The following is a 13,709-nucleotide window of genomic DNA, read 5'->3' on the forward strand; positions in this document are numbered from 1 at the left end:
GAAGCTGCCATTCTGCTTTTTTAACCCCAGGGCTTGAAGCATGCCGCAACCGTACATCTTCCGTACCGTCGACCTGGATGGCCAGACCTTGCGCACCGCGGTACGTCCCGGCAAGCCCCATTTGACCCCGCTGCTGATTTTCAACGGCATCGGCGCCAACCTGGAGCTGGTCTTCCCATTCATCGAGGCGCTGGACCCGGACCTGGAAGTGATCGCCTTCGATGTGCCCGGGGTCGGCGGTTCGTCTACACCGAGCCGGCCGTATCGCTTTCCCGGCCTGGCCAAGCTCACCGCGCGGATGCTCGATTACCTGGACTACGGGCAGGTGAACGTGATCGGCGTGTCCTGGGGCGGCGCCCTGGCGCAGCAGTTCGCCCACGACTATCCGGAGCGCTGCAAGAAGCTGGTGCTCGCCGCCACGGCCGCCGGCGCGGTCATGGTGCCCGGCAAGCCGAAGGTGCTGTGGATGATGGCCAGCCCCCGGCGCTACGTGCAGCCGTCACATGTCATGCGCATCGCTCCACTGATCTACGGCGGCTCGTTCCGCCGCGACCCAAGCCTGGCGGCCCGTCACGCGGCCAAGGTGCGTTCGGCCGGCAAGCTCGGTTATTACTGGCAGCTTTTCGCGGGCCTTGGCTGGACCAGCATCCACTGGCTGCACAAGATCCACCAGCCAACGCTGATCCTGGCCGGAGACGACGACCCGCTGATTCCCCTGATCAACATGCGCATGCTGGCCTGGCGCATTCCCAATTCTCAGTTGCACATCATCGATGACGGCCATCTGTTCTTGATCACCCGGGCCGAGGCCGTGGCACCGATCATCATGAAATTCCTGGAGGAAGAACGTCAGCGCGCGGTCATGCACCCACATCCCGCACCGCTGGGTGGCGGCTGACACCGCCCATTGCGCCTGGCAGGACGCCGGATCACGCAACTACCCGAAACAGCGTCTATGTTGTCTGGTTCGGTGTGTTTGTTTTTAGCCTGATGACGAAGGAGTTGACTCATGCGCGACAAACCGGCGAAGGGTTCCATGCCCGCCCCTGCCAGTTTCATCAATGCACAAAGCGCGGTCACCGGCCTGCGCGGCAGGGACCTGCTTTCTACCTTGCGCAACGTCGCCGCTCATGGCTTGCGCAATCCGGTGCACAGCGCCCGGCATGCGTTGCGGCTGGGCAGTCAACTGGGGCGCGTGCTGCTGGGCGAAACGCTGCACCCCACCAACCCCAACGACAAGCGCTTCGCCGACCCCACCTGGCAGCTCAATCCATTCTATCGTCGTAGCCTGCAAGCCTATCTGAGCTGGCAAAAGCAGGTCAGGAGCTGGATCGACGAAAGCGACATGAGCGAGGACGATCGCGCCCGTGCCCATTTCACTTTCTCCCTGCTCAACGACGCGGTGTCGCCCTCCAATACGTTGCTCAATCCGCTGGCGATCAAGGAACTGTTCAACTCCGGCGGCACCAGCCTGATTCGTGGCATCAGCCACCTGGTGGACGACCTGCTGCACAACGATGGGCTGCCCCGGCAGGTCACGCCCCAGGCTTTCGAAGTCGGCAAGACCCTGGCAACCACACCCGGTGCGGTGGTGTTTCGCAACGAGCTGCTGGAACTGATCCAGTACAAACCGATGAGCGAAAAGCAATTCGCCACGCCAGTGCTGATCGTGCCGCCGCAGATCAACAAGTTCTACATCTTCGACCTCAGCCCCTCAAATAGCCTCGTCCAATACGCCCTGAAAAACGGCTTGCAGGTCTTCATCATCAGTTGGCGCAACCCCGACGTTCGCCATCGTGAATGGGGCCTGTCCAGCTATGTCGAGGCGACGCAAGAAGCCATGAACGTCTGCCGGGCGATCACCGGCGCACGGGAAGTCAACCTGTTGGGCGCCTGCGCCGGCGGCATGACCATCGCCGCCCTGCAAGGCCATTTGCAGGCCAAGCGCCAGCTGCGCCGGGTCGCCAGTGCGACGTACCTGGTCAGCCTGCTGGACAGCGAGATGGAAAGCCCGGCAACGTTGTTCATCGACGAACAGACTCTCGAAGCCGCCAAGCGTCGCTCCTACCAGCGAGGCATTCTCGACGGGCGCGACATGGCCCGCGTATTCGCCTGGATGCGCCCCAACGACCTGATATGGAGTTATTTCGTCAATAACTACTTGCTGGGCAAGGAGCCGCCGGCGTTCGACATCCTGTACTGGAACAACGACTGCACTCGGCTTCCGGCGGCGTACCACGGCGATCTGCTGGACTTTTTCAAGCACAACCCGCTGACCCGCCCGGGCGCGCTGGAAGTGTGCGGCACGCCGATTGATTTGCAAAAAGTCACGGTGGACAGCTTCAGCGTGGCGGGCATCAACGACCACATCACCCCATGGGACGCGGTGTACCGCTCGACGCTGCTGCTGGGGGGCGACCGCCGTTTCGTGCTGTCCAACAGCGGTCACGTGCAGAGCATTCTCAACCCGCCGGGCAACCCCAAGGCCAACTACATCGAGAACCCGAAGCTGAGCAGCGACCCCAGGGCTTGGTACTACGACGCCAAGCACGTCGAGGGGAGTTGGTGGCCCCAGTGGCTGGGCTGGATCCAGGAACGCTCCGGCGAACAGCGCGAAACGGTCATGGCGCTGGGCAACAGCAAATATCCGCCTCTGGAAGCCGCGCCCGGAAACTATGTACGGGTGCGCTGAAGGCCTCAGCACGGCCGCATCGCGGACCGTGGCACGACTCACCATTAAGAAGACCGGATGAAGACCCGCGACCGTATCCTTGATTGTGCCCTGCAGTTATTCAACGAAAAGGGCGAGCCGAACGTTTCCACCATGGAAGTCGCCAACGAAATGGGCATCAGCCCCGGCAACCTCTATTACCACTTCCACGGCAAGGAACCGCTGATACTCGGATTGTTCGAGCGATTCCGGGCCGAGCTGGCGCCACTGTTGGACCCACCTGCCGATGCACAGCTGGCGCCGGAGGACTATTGGCTGTTCCTGCACCTGATCGTTGAACGCCTCGCTCAGTACCGATTTTTGTTCCAGGACCTGTCGAACCTGGCCGGGCGCCTGCCGAAGCTGGCCAAGGGTATTCGCCAGTTGCTCAACGCGCTGAAGCGAACCCTGGCCTCATTGCTGGCGCAACTCAAGGCCCAGGGGTTGTTGGTCAGCGACACCCAGGCGTTGGGGCAACTGGTGGAACAGGTCACCATGACCCTGCTGTTTTCCCTGGACTACCAGCGGATCCTGGATCGCGAAGGCGACGTTCGCCTGGTGGTCTATCAAGTCATGATGCTGGTGGCGCCACACCTGCCGCCGGCGATCAAGGTCGCCACCGAGCAAATGGCGTTGCGGTATCTGGAAGAGCACGAATAACGAACGGCAGTGGCAGTGGCATACCCATTGTGGGAGCGAGCCTGCTCGCGATGGCTGCGGCACATTCAACGACAATGTGTACCGGCACACCGCCATCGCGAGCAAGCTCGTTCCCACAGTAGGGTTCTATGGCGCAAAAAAAAACCCGGCCATTACAGGCCGGGCGTTTTTTTCAGCTCTGTAGATCAGGACTGGGTGGGAGGCGTCGATGGAGTCGGCGTAGATGTTGGCGTGGCCACCGGGGTTGGAGCCGAGGCGGAGTTCGCCGTGCTCACCGGAGCTGTTGCCGGTTTGGCGGCGGCGGTTGGCGCCTTCGGTGCAGCCGCTTTTGGTGCAGCCGGTTTCTTCACGGCCGGCTTCTTGGCCGCTGCGGGTTTCGCTGCTGCCTTGGCCGCAGGTTTGGCCGCCGCTTTTGCCGCTGGCTTGGCTGCCGGTTTGGCGGTAGCCGGTTTGGCTGCGGCGGTTTTGGCCGCCGGTTTAGCTGCGGGTTTAGCCGCAGCCTTGGTTGCTACCGGCTTGGCCGCTGCCTTCGCAGCTGGTTTGGCCGCTGCGGTTTTGGCCGCAGGCTTGGCCGCCACTTTTGCCACAGGCTTGGCCGCCGCCTTGACCAGTGGCTTGGCCGCCGCCTTCGCCGCAGGCTTGGCCGCCGCCGTCTTGGTTGCCGTAGCCTTGGTCGCAACCGGTGTGACCTTGGCCCCGGTGAGTTTTTCGATCTGCCTGGTCAGGGTGTCGACCTTGTTGTGCAGTTCCTTGACTTCATTGCGGCTGGGCACGCCCAGACGGGAGATCGCGCTGTTCAGGCGCTTGTCAAAAGCCCCTTCCAGCTCACCCCATGTGCCCAACGCACGGTCCTTCGCGCCGCTGATGCGCGACTTGGCGGACTCGGCAGAGTCCTTGGCTGCGTCGACTTGCTTGCCGACTGCCGTCTTGGTGAGTTTTTCGGCTTTCTCGCCGTCCTTTACCAGGGACTCGAAGAGTTTGCTGCCGTCAGTGTCGATCTTCGAGTACACGCCTAAACCAGCAAGCCAGATTTTGCGGGAGTACTTTTCAATCTTCCCGGCCCACGAGCTGCCTTCTTTTTCGGTGATTTTTTTGCCAGCCATCCCGTTCTCCTTAATGTTTACGCGCGACACGTTCGAGCAATGCCGTCAGCTCATCGAGCTTAGCAGAGAGTGCCTCAACGTCATGTTTAGACGGAATGCCGATACGATTCAAGGCACTTGCAACACGCGCGTCGAATACTTTCTCGACTTTGTCGAGTTGAACTTCGACCCTGGCCTTGAACGTATTGACCTCGGACTTGGCTTCGATCAGTTCGCTATTGGCCGCTTCAAGTTTCCCGGCAATCTTCTTTTTGCCTTTGGTTTCAACTACTTCGCCAGCCTTTACCAACTCCTGGAAGTACTCGCTGCCTTCCTGGCCGACCTTTGTATAGGCGCCCAGGCCCGCTAGCCAGATCTTGCGCGCATACGTTTTCACGTCGCTCAGCGTGGAAGATTCAACGTTCGTTTTTTTCTTCAGGATAACTTTGGCCATGGTGCACCTCACTCGAAAAAGGTTTGAGGAACTGCCCGCACACGGACGGGCTCAGGCACAAAGTAGTGGCAATAATTAGAAACGGCACCCTAACAACCGACACAAATCCCGAGACATCTGATTTCCAATGTGGGAGCGAGCCTGCTCGCGAATGCAGGGTATCAGCGACATCAGTATTGAATGGCACACCGCTTTCGCGAGCAGGCTCGCTCCCACAGGAGATTTTGCTCAACTTAAGTTTTGCGCGTTTCCAATCAATCAAGCCAACGCCTTATCCAGCGCCTTTTCGATTTCCCCCTTGATCGTGCCGCTCATGGCCGACATCAACATGCCCAACTCCACATCGACGCGAATCGAATCCTCGCCTACATGCACTTCGCCCTTGACCCCGGAGCGCTTGAGCTTCAGCGTGTCGCCTTCCCACGTGGGCTCCAGGCCATAGCTGTCGGACAGTTTCTGCGCCAACTTCTCAGCCTTTTCACGGGCCGCTTCCTTGCCCAAGCCATGTTCACGTTCAACCGTTATACGGGCCATCTGATAACTCCTGCTTGATCGAGACTTGCCTGAACGTTCAGACCCTGCCTGCGTCAAAACGTCCGGGCGATGGTTCATCTTACCTGCAGCCTTGCCAAGACAAAGCCCTCCACCGGGATTAGAATGTCCCGCATTCTTTTTTGGTGACAGCGATATGACTGATCAGCGCAAAGGCAGCGATGCCGAACCCACCACTCACTTCGGCTTCAAGAACGTGCCGGAAAGCCAGAAGGCGGAAAAAGTCGCTGAGGTTTTCCACTCGGTGGCGGCCAAGTATGACTTGATGAACGACTTGCTTTCGGGCGGCATGCATCGTCTCTGGAAGCGTTTCGCGATCGAGCTGTCGGGCGTGCGCAGCGGCAACCGCGTGCTGGATATCGCCGGTGGCACGGGCGACCTGACCAGGAAGTTCTCCCACATCGTCGGCCCGACCGGCCACGTGGTGCTCGCCGACATCAACGAGTCCATGCTCAAGGTCGGCCGCGACCGCCTGCTGGACCTGGGTGTGGCCGGCAACGTCGAGTTCGTCCAGGCCGATGCCGAAAAGCTGCCTTTCCCGGATAACCACTTCGACTGCGTGACGATCGCCTTCGGCCTGCGCAACGTGACCCACAAGGAAGACGCCCTGCGCTCGATGTTGCGCGTGCTCAAGCCTGGTGGCCGGTTGCTGGTGCTGGAATTCTCCAAGCCGACCAATGCGCTGATGTCCAAGGCCTATGACGCCTATTCGTTCGCCTTCATGCCGCTGATGGGCAAGCTGATCACCAACGATGCGGAAAGCTATCGCTACCTGGCCGAATCGATCCGCATGCATCCGGACCAGGAAACACTGAAGTCGATGATGGTCGAGGCCGGTTTCGACCGGGTGACCTATCACAACATGACTTCAGGCATCGTCGCCCTGCACCGCGGTATCAAGCCCTGATGTTGCTCACCGGCCTGCTCGCCAGCGTGGAACTCGGGCTCAACCGAGTCCTGCGCCTGGACAGTACGGCGCCGGTGCGCCTGGCGCGCTTGAGTGGCAAGGTGATCGCTGTCGACTGCCGCAACCCGGCATTGCAACTGTTTATCCTGCCCAGCGATGAAGGCCTGATGCTCGCCGCCCATTGGGAAGCCGAAGCCGATTGCACGCTGCGAGCCCCGGCATCGAGTCTGCTGGAGCTAGCGCTGAGCAAGAACAAGACCGCCGTGCTGCACGGCCCGGACGTCGAGCTCGACGGCGACAGCGGTGTGCTGCTGGAGCTGGCGGCGATCCTTCAGGACCTGGAGCTGGACTGGGAATACGAAATGTCCCGCTGGATCGGTCCGGTGGCGACCCAATTGCTCAGCGGTCACCTGCGCAGCCGCAGCCGCTGGTACCGCCAGGGCTTTGCCAGCCTGGGACAGAATCTGAGTGAATACCTGGCCGAAGAATCGCGTACCCTCGTGGGCCAACGCGAGGCCCAGGCCCGTTTTGATGAACTGGACCAGGTCAAGCTTGACCTGGAACGTCTCGAGGCGCGTTTCGAGCGCCTTTCCCGATCCCTTGAATCCAAGCGATAACGCATGAAGCTGCTTGCCGTCCGCCGTCTGTTGCGCATCCAGCGCGTCGTGATCCGCTACCGCCTCGATGACCTGCTGTTCGCCTTGCCGCTGCCCTGGTTCCTCCTGGCGCTGCGCTTTGTGTTGCCATGGCGCTGGTTCCCCCGGCGTACCCTGGACCTGACTCGCGGCGCACGCTTGCGCCTGGCCTTGCAGGACCTGGGGCCAATCTTCATCAAGTTCGGGCAGATCCTCTCGACCCGTCGCGACCTGTTGCCCGAAGACATCGCCGATGAGCTGATGCTCCTGCAAGACCGCGTGCCGCCGTTCGACTCGAAGTTATCGGTGGCGCTGATCGAAGGGCAATTGGGCAAGAAGATTAGCGAGGTCTTCAGTCGCTTCGATGTCGAGCCCCTGGCCTCGGCGTCGGTCGCCCAAGTCCACGCCGCCCAGCTCAAGACGGGTGAAGAAGTGGTGGTCAAGGTGATTCGTCCCGGCCTGAAGCCGATCATCGCCCAGGACCTGGCGTGGCTGTTCATTCTTGCCCGCGCCGCCGAGCGGTTGTCTGCCGACGCGCGCCTGCTGCACCCGGTGGACGTCGTCCAGGATTACGAAAAGACCATCTACGACGAACTCGACCTGCTGCGCGAGGCCGCCAACGCAAGCCAACTGCGTCGCAACTTCGAAGGCTCGCCGCTGCTCTATGTGCCGCAAGTCTATTGGGACTGGTGCCGGCCGAAAGTCTTGGTGATGGAGCGCATCTACGGCATCCAGGTCACCGACCTGGCGACCCTGGCCGACCAGCGCACCGACATGAAACTGCTTGCCGAGCGCGGTGTGGAAATTTTCTTCACCCAGGTGTTTCGCGACAGTTTCTTCCACGCCGACATGCACCCAGGCAACATTTTCGTCAGTACGGTGCAGCCGTGGAGCCCGCAGTACATTGCGATCGACTGCGGCATCGTCGGCAGCCTCACCCCCGAGGACCAGGACTACCTGGCCCGCAACCTGTTCGCCTTCTTCAAGCGCGATTATCGCCGCGTCGCGCAGTTGCACATCGACTCGGGCTGGGTGCCCGCCGAAACCAAGCTCAACGAATTCGAAGCGGCGATACGCACTGTGTGCGAGCCGATCTTTGAAAAACCATTAAAGGATATTTCCTTCGGCCAGGTCCTGATGCGCCTGTTCCAGACCGCGCGACGCTTCAACATGGAAGTTCAGCCGCAGCTGGTACTGCTGCAAAAAACGCTGTTGAACATCGAAGGCCTCGGTCGCCAGCTGTACCCGGACCTGGACCTTTGGAACACCGCCCAGCCCTTCCTCGAGCGCTGGATGCGCGAGCGAATGAGCCCGAAAGCCTTGCTGGGCAACGTCCAGAGCCAATTCGAACAGCTCCCGCATCTGGCCAACATGACCCGCGACCTGCTCGAACGCATGTCCCAACCCCACGCCAACGACCCCGCTCCACCATGGAAACGCCGTCGGGACGACTGGTTCCTGCGTTTGCTCGGCGCGGCCCACCTGGGTGGCGGCGCGGTGCTGGCGGCCGGTGGGCCGTTGAGCCAACTGGGCCATTGGCCCGCCGGCGTCATGGTGGCCGTTGGTTTGTATCTGGTCGTTCGCCGATAGCACGAAACAGCTGCAAGCGATAAGCTGCAAGCCGCGAGCTCAAACGGTTGGACCTATCACTCAACCCCTACACAGAATCGCTTTTACTTGCAGCTGGAAGCTTGAAGCTGCCGTCAGGACCGAAGATGAAAAACTGGCAGGACGAGATCAAATGGGACGCCGACGGCCTGGTGCCGGCCATCGCCCAGGATCACAAGACCGGGCGCGTGTTGATGATGGCCTGGATGAACCGCGAGGCACTGGCGCTGACCGCTGCCGAGAATCGCGCCATCTATTGGTCACGTTCCCGTGGCAAGCTGTGGCGCAAGGGCGAAGAGTCCGGGCATGTGCAGCACCTGCATGAGATGCGCCTGGATTGCGACGGTGACGTCATCATCCTGATGGTCGAGCAGGTCGGAGAAATTGCCTGCCATACCGGCCGTCAAAGCTGCTTCTATCGAGTCTTCGAGAACGGCGACTGGAAAACCGTCGACCCGGTGCTCAAGGACCCGCATGCCATCTATTCAGGACATACCCATGAGTGACACCCTGACCCGCCTGGCCCAGGTGCTGGAAGAGCGCAAGGGCGCAGCGGCCGACAGCTCCTATGTCGCCAGCCTGTACCACAAGGGCTTGAACAAGATTCTGGAAAAGGTCGGCGAAGAATCGGTCGAGACCATCATCGCCGCCAAGGACGCCGCCGTCAGCGGAGACTGCAGCGACGTGATCTACGAGACCGCCGACCTTTGGTTTCACAGCCTGGTGATGCTGGCCCAGCTGGGGCAGCATCCCCAGGCCGTACTGGATGAACTGGACCGTCGCTTCGGTCTGTCCGGGCACGTCGAGAAAGCCTCGCGCCCATCCGCCTGATCAATTCTTGAGAGGAATAACCACATGGGTATTTTTGATTGGAAACACTGGGTCGTCATTCTGGTGGTCGTGGTGCTGGTGTTCGGCACCAAGAAATTGAAGAACCTCGGCACCGATGTCGGTGAGTCGATCAAGGGTTTTCGCAAGGCCATGAACGATGACGAGAAACCGGCCGACACCACGACCAACCAGGCTCAACCCGTGCCACCGGCCCAACCGGTCCACCCGCAGGCCACACAGCCTGTGAATGCACCGAACACCATCGACGTGCAGGCCCAGAAAGTCGAAGAGCCAACCCGCAAAGACTCGTGAGCACTGACTAATGTTTGGGATCAGCTTCACTGAACTGCTGCTCGTCGGCCTCGTTGCCCTGCTGGTGCTGGGTCCCGAGCGCCTGCCGGGCGCTGCGCGTACCGCCGGCCTGTGGATCGGCCGCCTGAAGCGCAGCTTCAATGCGATCAAACAGGAAGTTGAACGTGAAATCGGTGCCGACGACATCCGTCGGCAACTGCACAACGAACACATCCTGTCGCTGGAACAGGAAGCGCGAAAAATCTTCACGCCGACTCAGCAGGAGCCGACGCCGGTCCAGCCTGTGGCCGAGCCGACGACCGCACCCCAGGCACCGGCTGTCGAAGCCTCGCCAGCGGTGGCTGAACCGGTTAAACCGGTCGATCCGGCGCCTGCGACGACACCGACTCCCAACGATCCCACTTTGCCGCCGCGAGCCCCATGAGCGATATCCCTGAAAACGACCAGCCAATGCCGCTGGTATCGCACCTCACCGAGTTGCGCACCCGCCTGCTGCGTTGCGTCGCGGCGGTTTTCGTTATCTTCGCCGGGCTGTTTGCCTTCACCCAGCAGATCTACACCTTCGTCTCCACGCCGCTGCGCGAGTACCTGCCGGTGGGTGCGACGATGATCGCCACCGACGTGTCGTCGCCGTTCCTGACGCCGCTGAAGTTGACGATGATGGTCTCGCTGTTCCTGGCGATCCCGGTGATCCTGCATCAGATCTGGGGCTTCATCGCACCGGGCCTGTACAAGCACGAAAAACGCATCGCCGTGCCGCTGCTGGTGTCGAGCATCCTGCTGTTCTACACGGGCATGGCCTTCGCCTACTTCTTCGTGTTCCCGCTGATCTTCAAATTCTTCGCCGCCGCCACCCCGGCGGGCGTGGAAATGATGACCGACATCACCAGCTACCTGGATTTCGTCATGACGCTGTTCTTCGCCTTCGGCGTGGCGTTCGAGATCCCCGTGGCGGTGGTGCTGCTGGTGTGGATCGGCGTGGTCGATGTCGCCTACCTGAAGAAGATCCGCCCGTACGTGATCATCGGCTGCTTTGTGGTCGGCATGATCCTCACACCACCGGACATCTTCTCCCAGACCTTGCTGGCGGTACCGATGTGGCTGCTGTTTGAAATCGGCATCCTGTTCGGCGGCCTGGTGCGCAAGCGCCGGGAAGAGCCTGAGGACCAGCCCGTCGATGATCACAACGACCAGCCGCCAGCGACCCAAGCGTGAACCTGCTGCTGCTCGAAGAGGCCGATTTCATCGGGCCTGACCGCGTCGTCCTGAGCGACCGTCGGTTGACCCATATGCAGGAAGTCCATCGCTGTATTGTCGGCGACAGCCTGCGGGTCGGCCGCATCGACGGCTTGATGGGCTCCGCCCAGGTGCTGCGCCTGGACCCTCGCGAGGCCGAACTGCAAGTGACCCTCGACCAGCCACCGCCTGCCAAATTGCCGCTGACGCTGGTACTGGCATTGCCGCGGCCGAAGATGCTCAGGCGAGTGTTCCAGACCGTGGCGACCATGGGCGTGCCGCGTGTGGTACTGGTCAATAGTTACCGCGTGGAGAAAAGCTTCTGGCAGACGCCATTCCTGGAGCCCGAAGCCATTCGCGAGCAATTGATCCTGGGCCTCGAGCAGGCCCGGGACAGCGTGCTGCCTGAGATCGTCATCGAAAAGCGCTTCAAGCCCTTCGTCGAGGATCGCCTGCCGGCCATCGTCGATGGCACCCTCGGGTTGGTCGGCCACCCCGGCAATCATCCGCCTTGCCCCCGGGCACTGACGGAACCGGTGACCCTGGCAATCGGCCCGGAAGGTGGCTGGATTCCTTACGAGATCGACCTGCTGGGCAAGGCCGGCCTGCAGCCGGTGCAGCTGGGCGACCGGATCCTGCGGGTCGAGACCGCCGTCACTGCCCTGCTGGCGCGGTTGTTCTGACCCCTGCAACACGCTGACAGACACCTCGCCACGAAATCTCGGCAAACGCCTACAGAACCCACCAAAGCCGCCGATACAGTCCCCATAAAACCAATATAAACGCTCCAAGGGAGTATCAGCATGTTCCGGTGGCTTGCCCAGGGTCTGGGAAATGTAAGCGTCAATCGCAAACTCGGCGCGGGCTTCGGCCTCGTGCTGTTCCTCACCTTGATGATTGCATTCACCGGTTGGTCCGGCCTGGGCAATGTCATCAGCCGGGGCGACAAGCTGGGGTTCATTGCCAGTCTCAATGACTTGAGCAAGGACCTGAACCTGGCCAGCACCGACTACAACAACACCCGAGGCGAGAAAGGGCCGCAACAGGTCAACGACCTGCTCGGCAAACTCGAAGCCGGGCTGAAGACTGCTCGCGAGTTGATTGAACGGCCGGCGGACGTTGCGCTGGTCGACCAGCAATTGGCCGCCGTCGCCGAATACAGAAGTGCATTCGAGCTGATGACCAGCGCCACCGTCAGCCGCGAAGATGCCCGCAGCAAACTGGGCGCCAGCGCCGACAACACCGTGGCCCGCGTCGCCGAGGTAGAAAAATCGCTGCTGCAAGGCGGCGATATTGCCCAGTTCAACAACATAGTGACCCTGAGCAAGGCGATCCAACAGGCGCGCTATCAGGTTCGCGGCTACACCTACAGCGGCAAAAGCGAGGCCCAGCAACCGGCCATCGACGCAATCACCGATGTCCTGAAACTGCTGGCACGCTTGCCAGCCCAGTTGCCCGAGGAGCACGCCGACAAACTTCAGCAGGCCAGCGACTCGATGAATGTCTATCGAGCGGCGGTCAGCCAGTTTCGTGATTCCCAGCTCGACAACGGCGCTGCGCTGCAGCGCATGATCGAGCAAGGCCAGGTATTGATCGATTCCAGCCAGAAACTCACCGTGTCCCAGACCGCCGTGCGCGACCACGATACCGCTCAAGCCAAGACCGTCCTGATCGCAGCCGCCGCCCTGGCCCTGTTGTTTGGCGTGGTCGCTGCCCTGGTCATTACCCGCCAGATTGTCGGCCCGCTGGATGAGACGCTGAAGGTGGCGGAACGCGTCGCGGCAGGCGACCTCACCCACAACCTCACGTCTGACCGCCGCGACGAACTCGGCCAACTGCAACGGGCCATGCAACGCATGACCGTGGGCTTGCGGCAGCTGATCGGTGGCATCGGTGAAGGCGTCACCCAGATTGCCAGCGCTGCTGACCAACTCTCCGCCGTGACCGAGCAGACAAGCGCCGGGGTCAACAGTCAAAAAGTGGAAACCGATCAGGTTGCCACGGCCATGCATGAGATGACCGCCACGGTGCAGGAAGTGGCCCGCAACGCCGAGGAAGCTTCCGAAGCCGCCGTCGCAGCCGACCAACAGGCCCGTGAAGGCGACAAGGTGGTTGGCGAAGCCATCGCTCAGATCGAGCGCCTGGCTAAAGAGGTGGGCAACTCCACCGCTGCCATGGGCGATCTGAAGCGTGAAAGCGACAAGATCGGCAGCGTCCTGGACGTGATCAAGTCCGTGGCCCAGCAAACCAACCTGCTGGCCCTCAACGCAGCCATCGAGGCAGCCCGTGCTGGTGAAGCCGGGCGAGGCTTCGCCGTGGTGGCTGACGAGGTTCGCAGCCTGGCCCAACGCACCCAGAAATCCACCGAAGAAATCGAAGAGCTGATCGTCGGTTTGCAAAACGGTACCGAACAGGTCGCGACCATCATGGACAACAGCCGCAGCCTGACCGACAGCAGCGTCGAACTGACCCGCCGCGCCGGGGGCTCACTGGAGAACATCACGCGCACGGTGTCGGCGATCCAGTCGATGAACCAACAGATCGCCGCGGCTGCCGAACAGCAAAGCGCCGTCGCTGAGGAGATCAACCGCAGCGTGCTGAATGTGCGTGATGTGTCGGAGCAGACAGCGTCGTCCAGCGAGGAAACCGCAGCTTCGAGCGCTGAACTGGCGCGGCTGGGGGTTCACTTGCAAACGTTGGTGGGGCGGTTCAGGGTTTAACT

At 61.4% G+C, this 13,709-nt stretch carries 15 protein-coding genes and 1 pseudogene; 13 read left to right on the forward strand and 3 right to left on the reverse strand.

Going from position 1 to position 13,709, the window contains the following annotated elements:
- The first annotated feature begins 40 nt into the window (after positions 1 to 40).
- The 3 genes from phaZ to M1D68_RS23365 all read left to right on the forward strand — a co-directional run bounded on the left by phaZ (position 41) and on the right by M1D68_RS23365 (position 3,370).
- A complete protein-coding gene (gene phaZ / locus M1D68_RS23355; protein ID WP_039592414.1) occupies positions 41 to 898 on the forward strand; it encodes a poly(3-hydroxyalkanoate) depolymerase in 858 nt (285 codons plus the stop codon).
- Positions 899 to 1,009: 111 nt separating this feature from the next.
- A complete protein-coding gene (phaC, locus tag M1D68_RS23360) occupies positions 1,010 to 2,692 on the forward strand; it encodes a class II poly(R)-hydroxyalkanoic acid synthase (RefSeq protein WP_420767031.1) in 1,683 nt (560 codons plus the stop codon).
- Positions 2,693 to 2,749: 57 nt separating this feature from the next.
- Positions 2,750 to 3,370 carry a TetR/AcrR family transcriptional regulator gene (locus tag M1D68_RS23365; RefSeq protein WP_457968525.1) on the forward strand — a complete coding sequence of 207 codons (621 nt, stop codon included), beginning with the start codon at positions 2,750 to 2,752 and terminating at the stop codon, positions 3,368 to 3,370.
- 185 nt (positions 3,371 to 3,555) lie between these two features.
- On the opposite strand, the gene M1D68_RS23370 is transcribed toward M1D68_RS23365, so the two are convergent.
- The 3 genes from M1D68_RS23370 to M1D68_RS23380 form a co-directional block, all read right to left on the reverse strand.
- Positions 3,556 to 4,473 (reverse strand): phasin family protein, encoded by a 918-nt coding sequence (locus tag M1D68_RS23370; RefSeq protein ID WP_420767097.1) that lies wholly within the window; start codon positions 4,471 to 4,473, stop codon positions 3,556 to 3,558.
- 10 nt (positions 4,474 to 4,483) lie between these two features.
- Positions 4,484 to 4,906 (reverse strand): phasin family protein, encoded by a 423-nt coding sequence (locus tag M1D68_RS23375; protein ID WP_457968527.1) that lies wholly within the window; start codon positions 4,904 to 4,906, stop codon positions 4,484 to 4,486.
- A 258-nt stretch (positions 4,907 to 5,164) separates the two neighbouring features.
- Positions 5,165 to 5,440 carry a polyhydroxyalkanoic acid system family protein gene (locus M1D68_RS23380; protein WP_420767028.1) on the reverse strand — a complete coding sequence of 92 codons (276 nt, stop codon included), beginning with the start codon at positions 5,438 to 5,440 and terminating at the stop codon, positions 5,165 to 5,167.
- A gap of 154 nt (positions 5,441 to 5,594) precedes the next feature.
- Here M1D68_RS23380 and ubiE point away from each other — a divergent pair, with 154 nt between their 5' ends.
- From ubiE to M1D68_RS23430, 10 genes and pseudogenes are all read left to right on the forward strand, one after another.
- Positions 5,595 to 6,365, forward strand: a complete 771-nt coding sequence (ubiE, locus tag M1D68_RS23385) for a bifunctional demethylmenaquinone methyltransferase/2-methoxy-6-polyprenyl-1,4-benzoquinol methylase UbiE (RefSeq protein WP_420767027.1) — start codon at positions 5,595 to 5,597, stop codon at positions 6,363 to 6,365.
- A pseudogene (locus M1D68_RS23390) lies at positions 6,365 to 6,989 on the forward strand (ubiquinone biosynthesis accessory factor UbiJ). Before ubiE ends, M1D68_RS23390 begins: the two are co-directional and overlap by 1 nt.
- A complete protein-coding gene (ubiB, locus tag M1D68_RS23395; protein ID WP_420767026.1) occupies positions 6,986 to 8,590 on the forward strand; it encodes a ubiquinone biosynthesis regulatory protein kinase UbiB in 1,605 nt (534 codons plus the stop codon). The pseudogene M1D68_RS23390 and the gene ubiB overlap by 4 nt, the downstream one beginning before the upstream one ends.
- 125 nt (positions 8,591 to 8,715) lie before the next feature.
- Entirely contained in the window at positions 8,716 to 9,114 is a 399-nt protein-coding gene (gene hisI / locus M1D68_RS23400) for a phosphoribosyl-AMP cyclohydrolase (protein ID WP_003196931.1), read from the forward strand.
- Positions 9,107 to 9,439, forward strand: coding sequence for a phosphoribosyl-ATP diphosphatase (locus tag M1D68_RS23405; RefSeq protein WP_047699744.1), 333 nt, complete (start codon positions 9,107 to 9,109; stop codon positions 9,437 to 9,439). The genes hisI and M1D68_RS23405 overlap by 8 nt, the downstream gene beginning before the upstream one ends.
- Before the next feature lie 24 nt (positions 9,440 to 9,463).
- Positions 9,464 to 9,751: a twin-arginine translocase TatA/TatE family subunit gene (locus M1D68_RS23410; protein WP_420767024.1), complete on the forward strand. Its 288-nt coding sequence runs from the start codon at positions 9,464 to 9,466 to the stop codon at positions 9,749 to 9,751.
- A 10-nt stretch (positions 9,752 to 9,761) separates the two neighbouring features.
- Complete coding sequence (gene tatB / locus M1D68_RS23415; protein ID WP_420767023.1) at positions 9,762 to 10,175, forward strand: Sec-independent protein translocase protein TatB; 414 nt, start codon at positions 9,762 to 9,764, stop codon at positions 10,173 to 10,175.
- Complete coding sequence (gene tatC, locus M1D68_RS23420; RefSeq protein ID WP_420767022.1) at positions 10,172 to 10,966, forward strand: twin-arginine translocase subunit TatC; 795 nt, start codon at positions 10,172 to 10,174, stop codon at positions 10,964 to 10,966. Before tatB ends, tatC begins: the two co-directional genes overlap by 4 nt.
- Positions 10,963 to 11,670 (forward strand): 16S rRNA (uracil(1498)-N(3))-methyltransferase, encoded by a 708-nt coding sequence (locus M1D68_RS23425; RefSeq protein ID WP_420767021.1) that lies wholly within the window; start codon positions 10,963 to 10,965, stop codon positions 11,668 to 11,670. Before tatC ends, M1D68_RS23425 begins: the two co-directional genes overlap by 4 nt.
- Positions 11,671 to 11,790: 120 nt before the next feature.
- A complete protein-coding gene (locus M1D68_RS23430; protein WP_434561092.1) occupies positions 11,791 to 13,707 on the forward strand; it encodes a methyl-accepting chemotaxis protein in 1,917 nt (638 codons plus the stop codon).
- Positions 13,708 to 13,709: the final 2 nt, after the last annotated feature.

It is taken from the genome of Pseudomonas sp. R4-84 (genome assembly GCF_054130985.1).

Bases quoted from the DNA above. Each gene is read 5' to 3' on its own strand.
- ubiE (WP_420767027.1), top strand. From the start codon at position 5,595: ATGACTGATCAGCGCAAAGGCAGCGATGCCGAACCCACCACTCACTTC.
- M1D68_RS23375 (WP_457968527.1), bottom strand. From the start codon at position 4,906: ATGGCCAAAGTTATCCTGAAGAAAAAAACGAACGTTGAATCTTCCACG.
- hisI (WP_003196931.1), top strand. From the start codon at position 8,716: ATGAAAAACTGGCAGGACGAGATCAAATGGGACGCCGACGGCCTGGTG.
- ubiB (WP_420767026.1), top strand. From the start codon at position 6,986: ATGAAGCTGCTTGCCGTCCGCCGTCTGTTGCGCATCCAGCGCGTCGTG.
- M1D68_RS23380 (WP_420767028.1), bottom strand. From the start codon at position 5,440: ATGGCCCGTATAACGGTTGAACGTGAACATGGCTTGGGCAAGGAAGCG.
- tatC (WP_420767022.1), top strand. From the start codon at position 10,172: ATGAGCGATATCCCTGAAAACGACCAGCCAATGCCGCTGGTATCGCAC.
- M1D68_RS23430 (WP_434561092.1), top strand. From the start codon at position 11,791: ATGTTCCGGTGGCTTGCCCAGGGTCTGGGAAATGTAAGCGTCAATCGC.
- M1D68_RS23405 (WP_047699744.1), top strand. From the start codon at position 9,107: ATGAGTGACACCCTGACCCGCCTGGCCCAGGTGCTGGAAGAGCGCAAG.
- M1D68_RS23410 (WP_420767024.1), top strand. From the start codon at position 9,464: ATGGGTATTTTTGATTGGAAACACTGGGTCGTCATTCTGGTGGTCGTG.
- M1D68_RS23370 (WP_420767097.1), bottom strand. From the start codon at position 4,473: ATGGCTGGCAAAAAAATCACCGAAAAAGAAGGCAGCTCGTGGGCCGGG.
- phaC (WP_420767031.1), top strand. From the start codon at position 1,010: ATGCGCGACAAACCGGCGAAGGGTTCCATGCCCGCCCCTGCCAGTTTC.
- phaZ (WP_039592414.1), top strand. From the start codon at position 41: ATGCCGCAACCGTACATCTTCCGTACCGTCGACCTGGATGGCCAGACC.
- M1D68_RS23365 (WP_457968525.1), top strand. From the start codon at position 2,750: ATGAAGACCCGCGACCGTATCCTTGATTGTGCCCTGCAGTTATTCAAC.
- tatB (WP_420767023.1), top strand. From the start codon at position 9,762: ATGTTTGGGATCAGCTTCACTGAACTGCTGCTCGTCGGCCTCGTTGCC.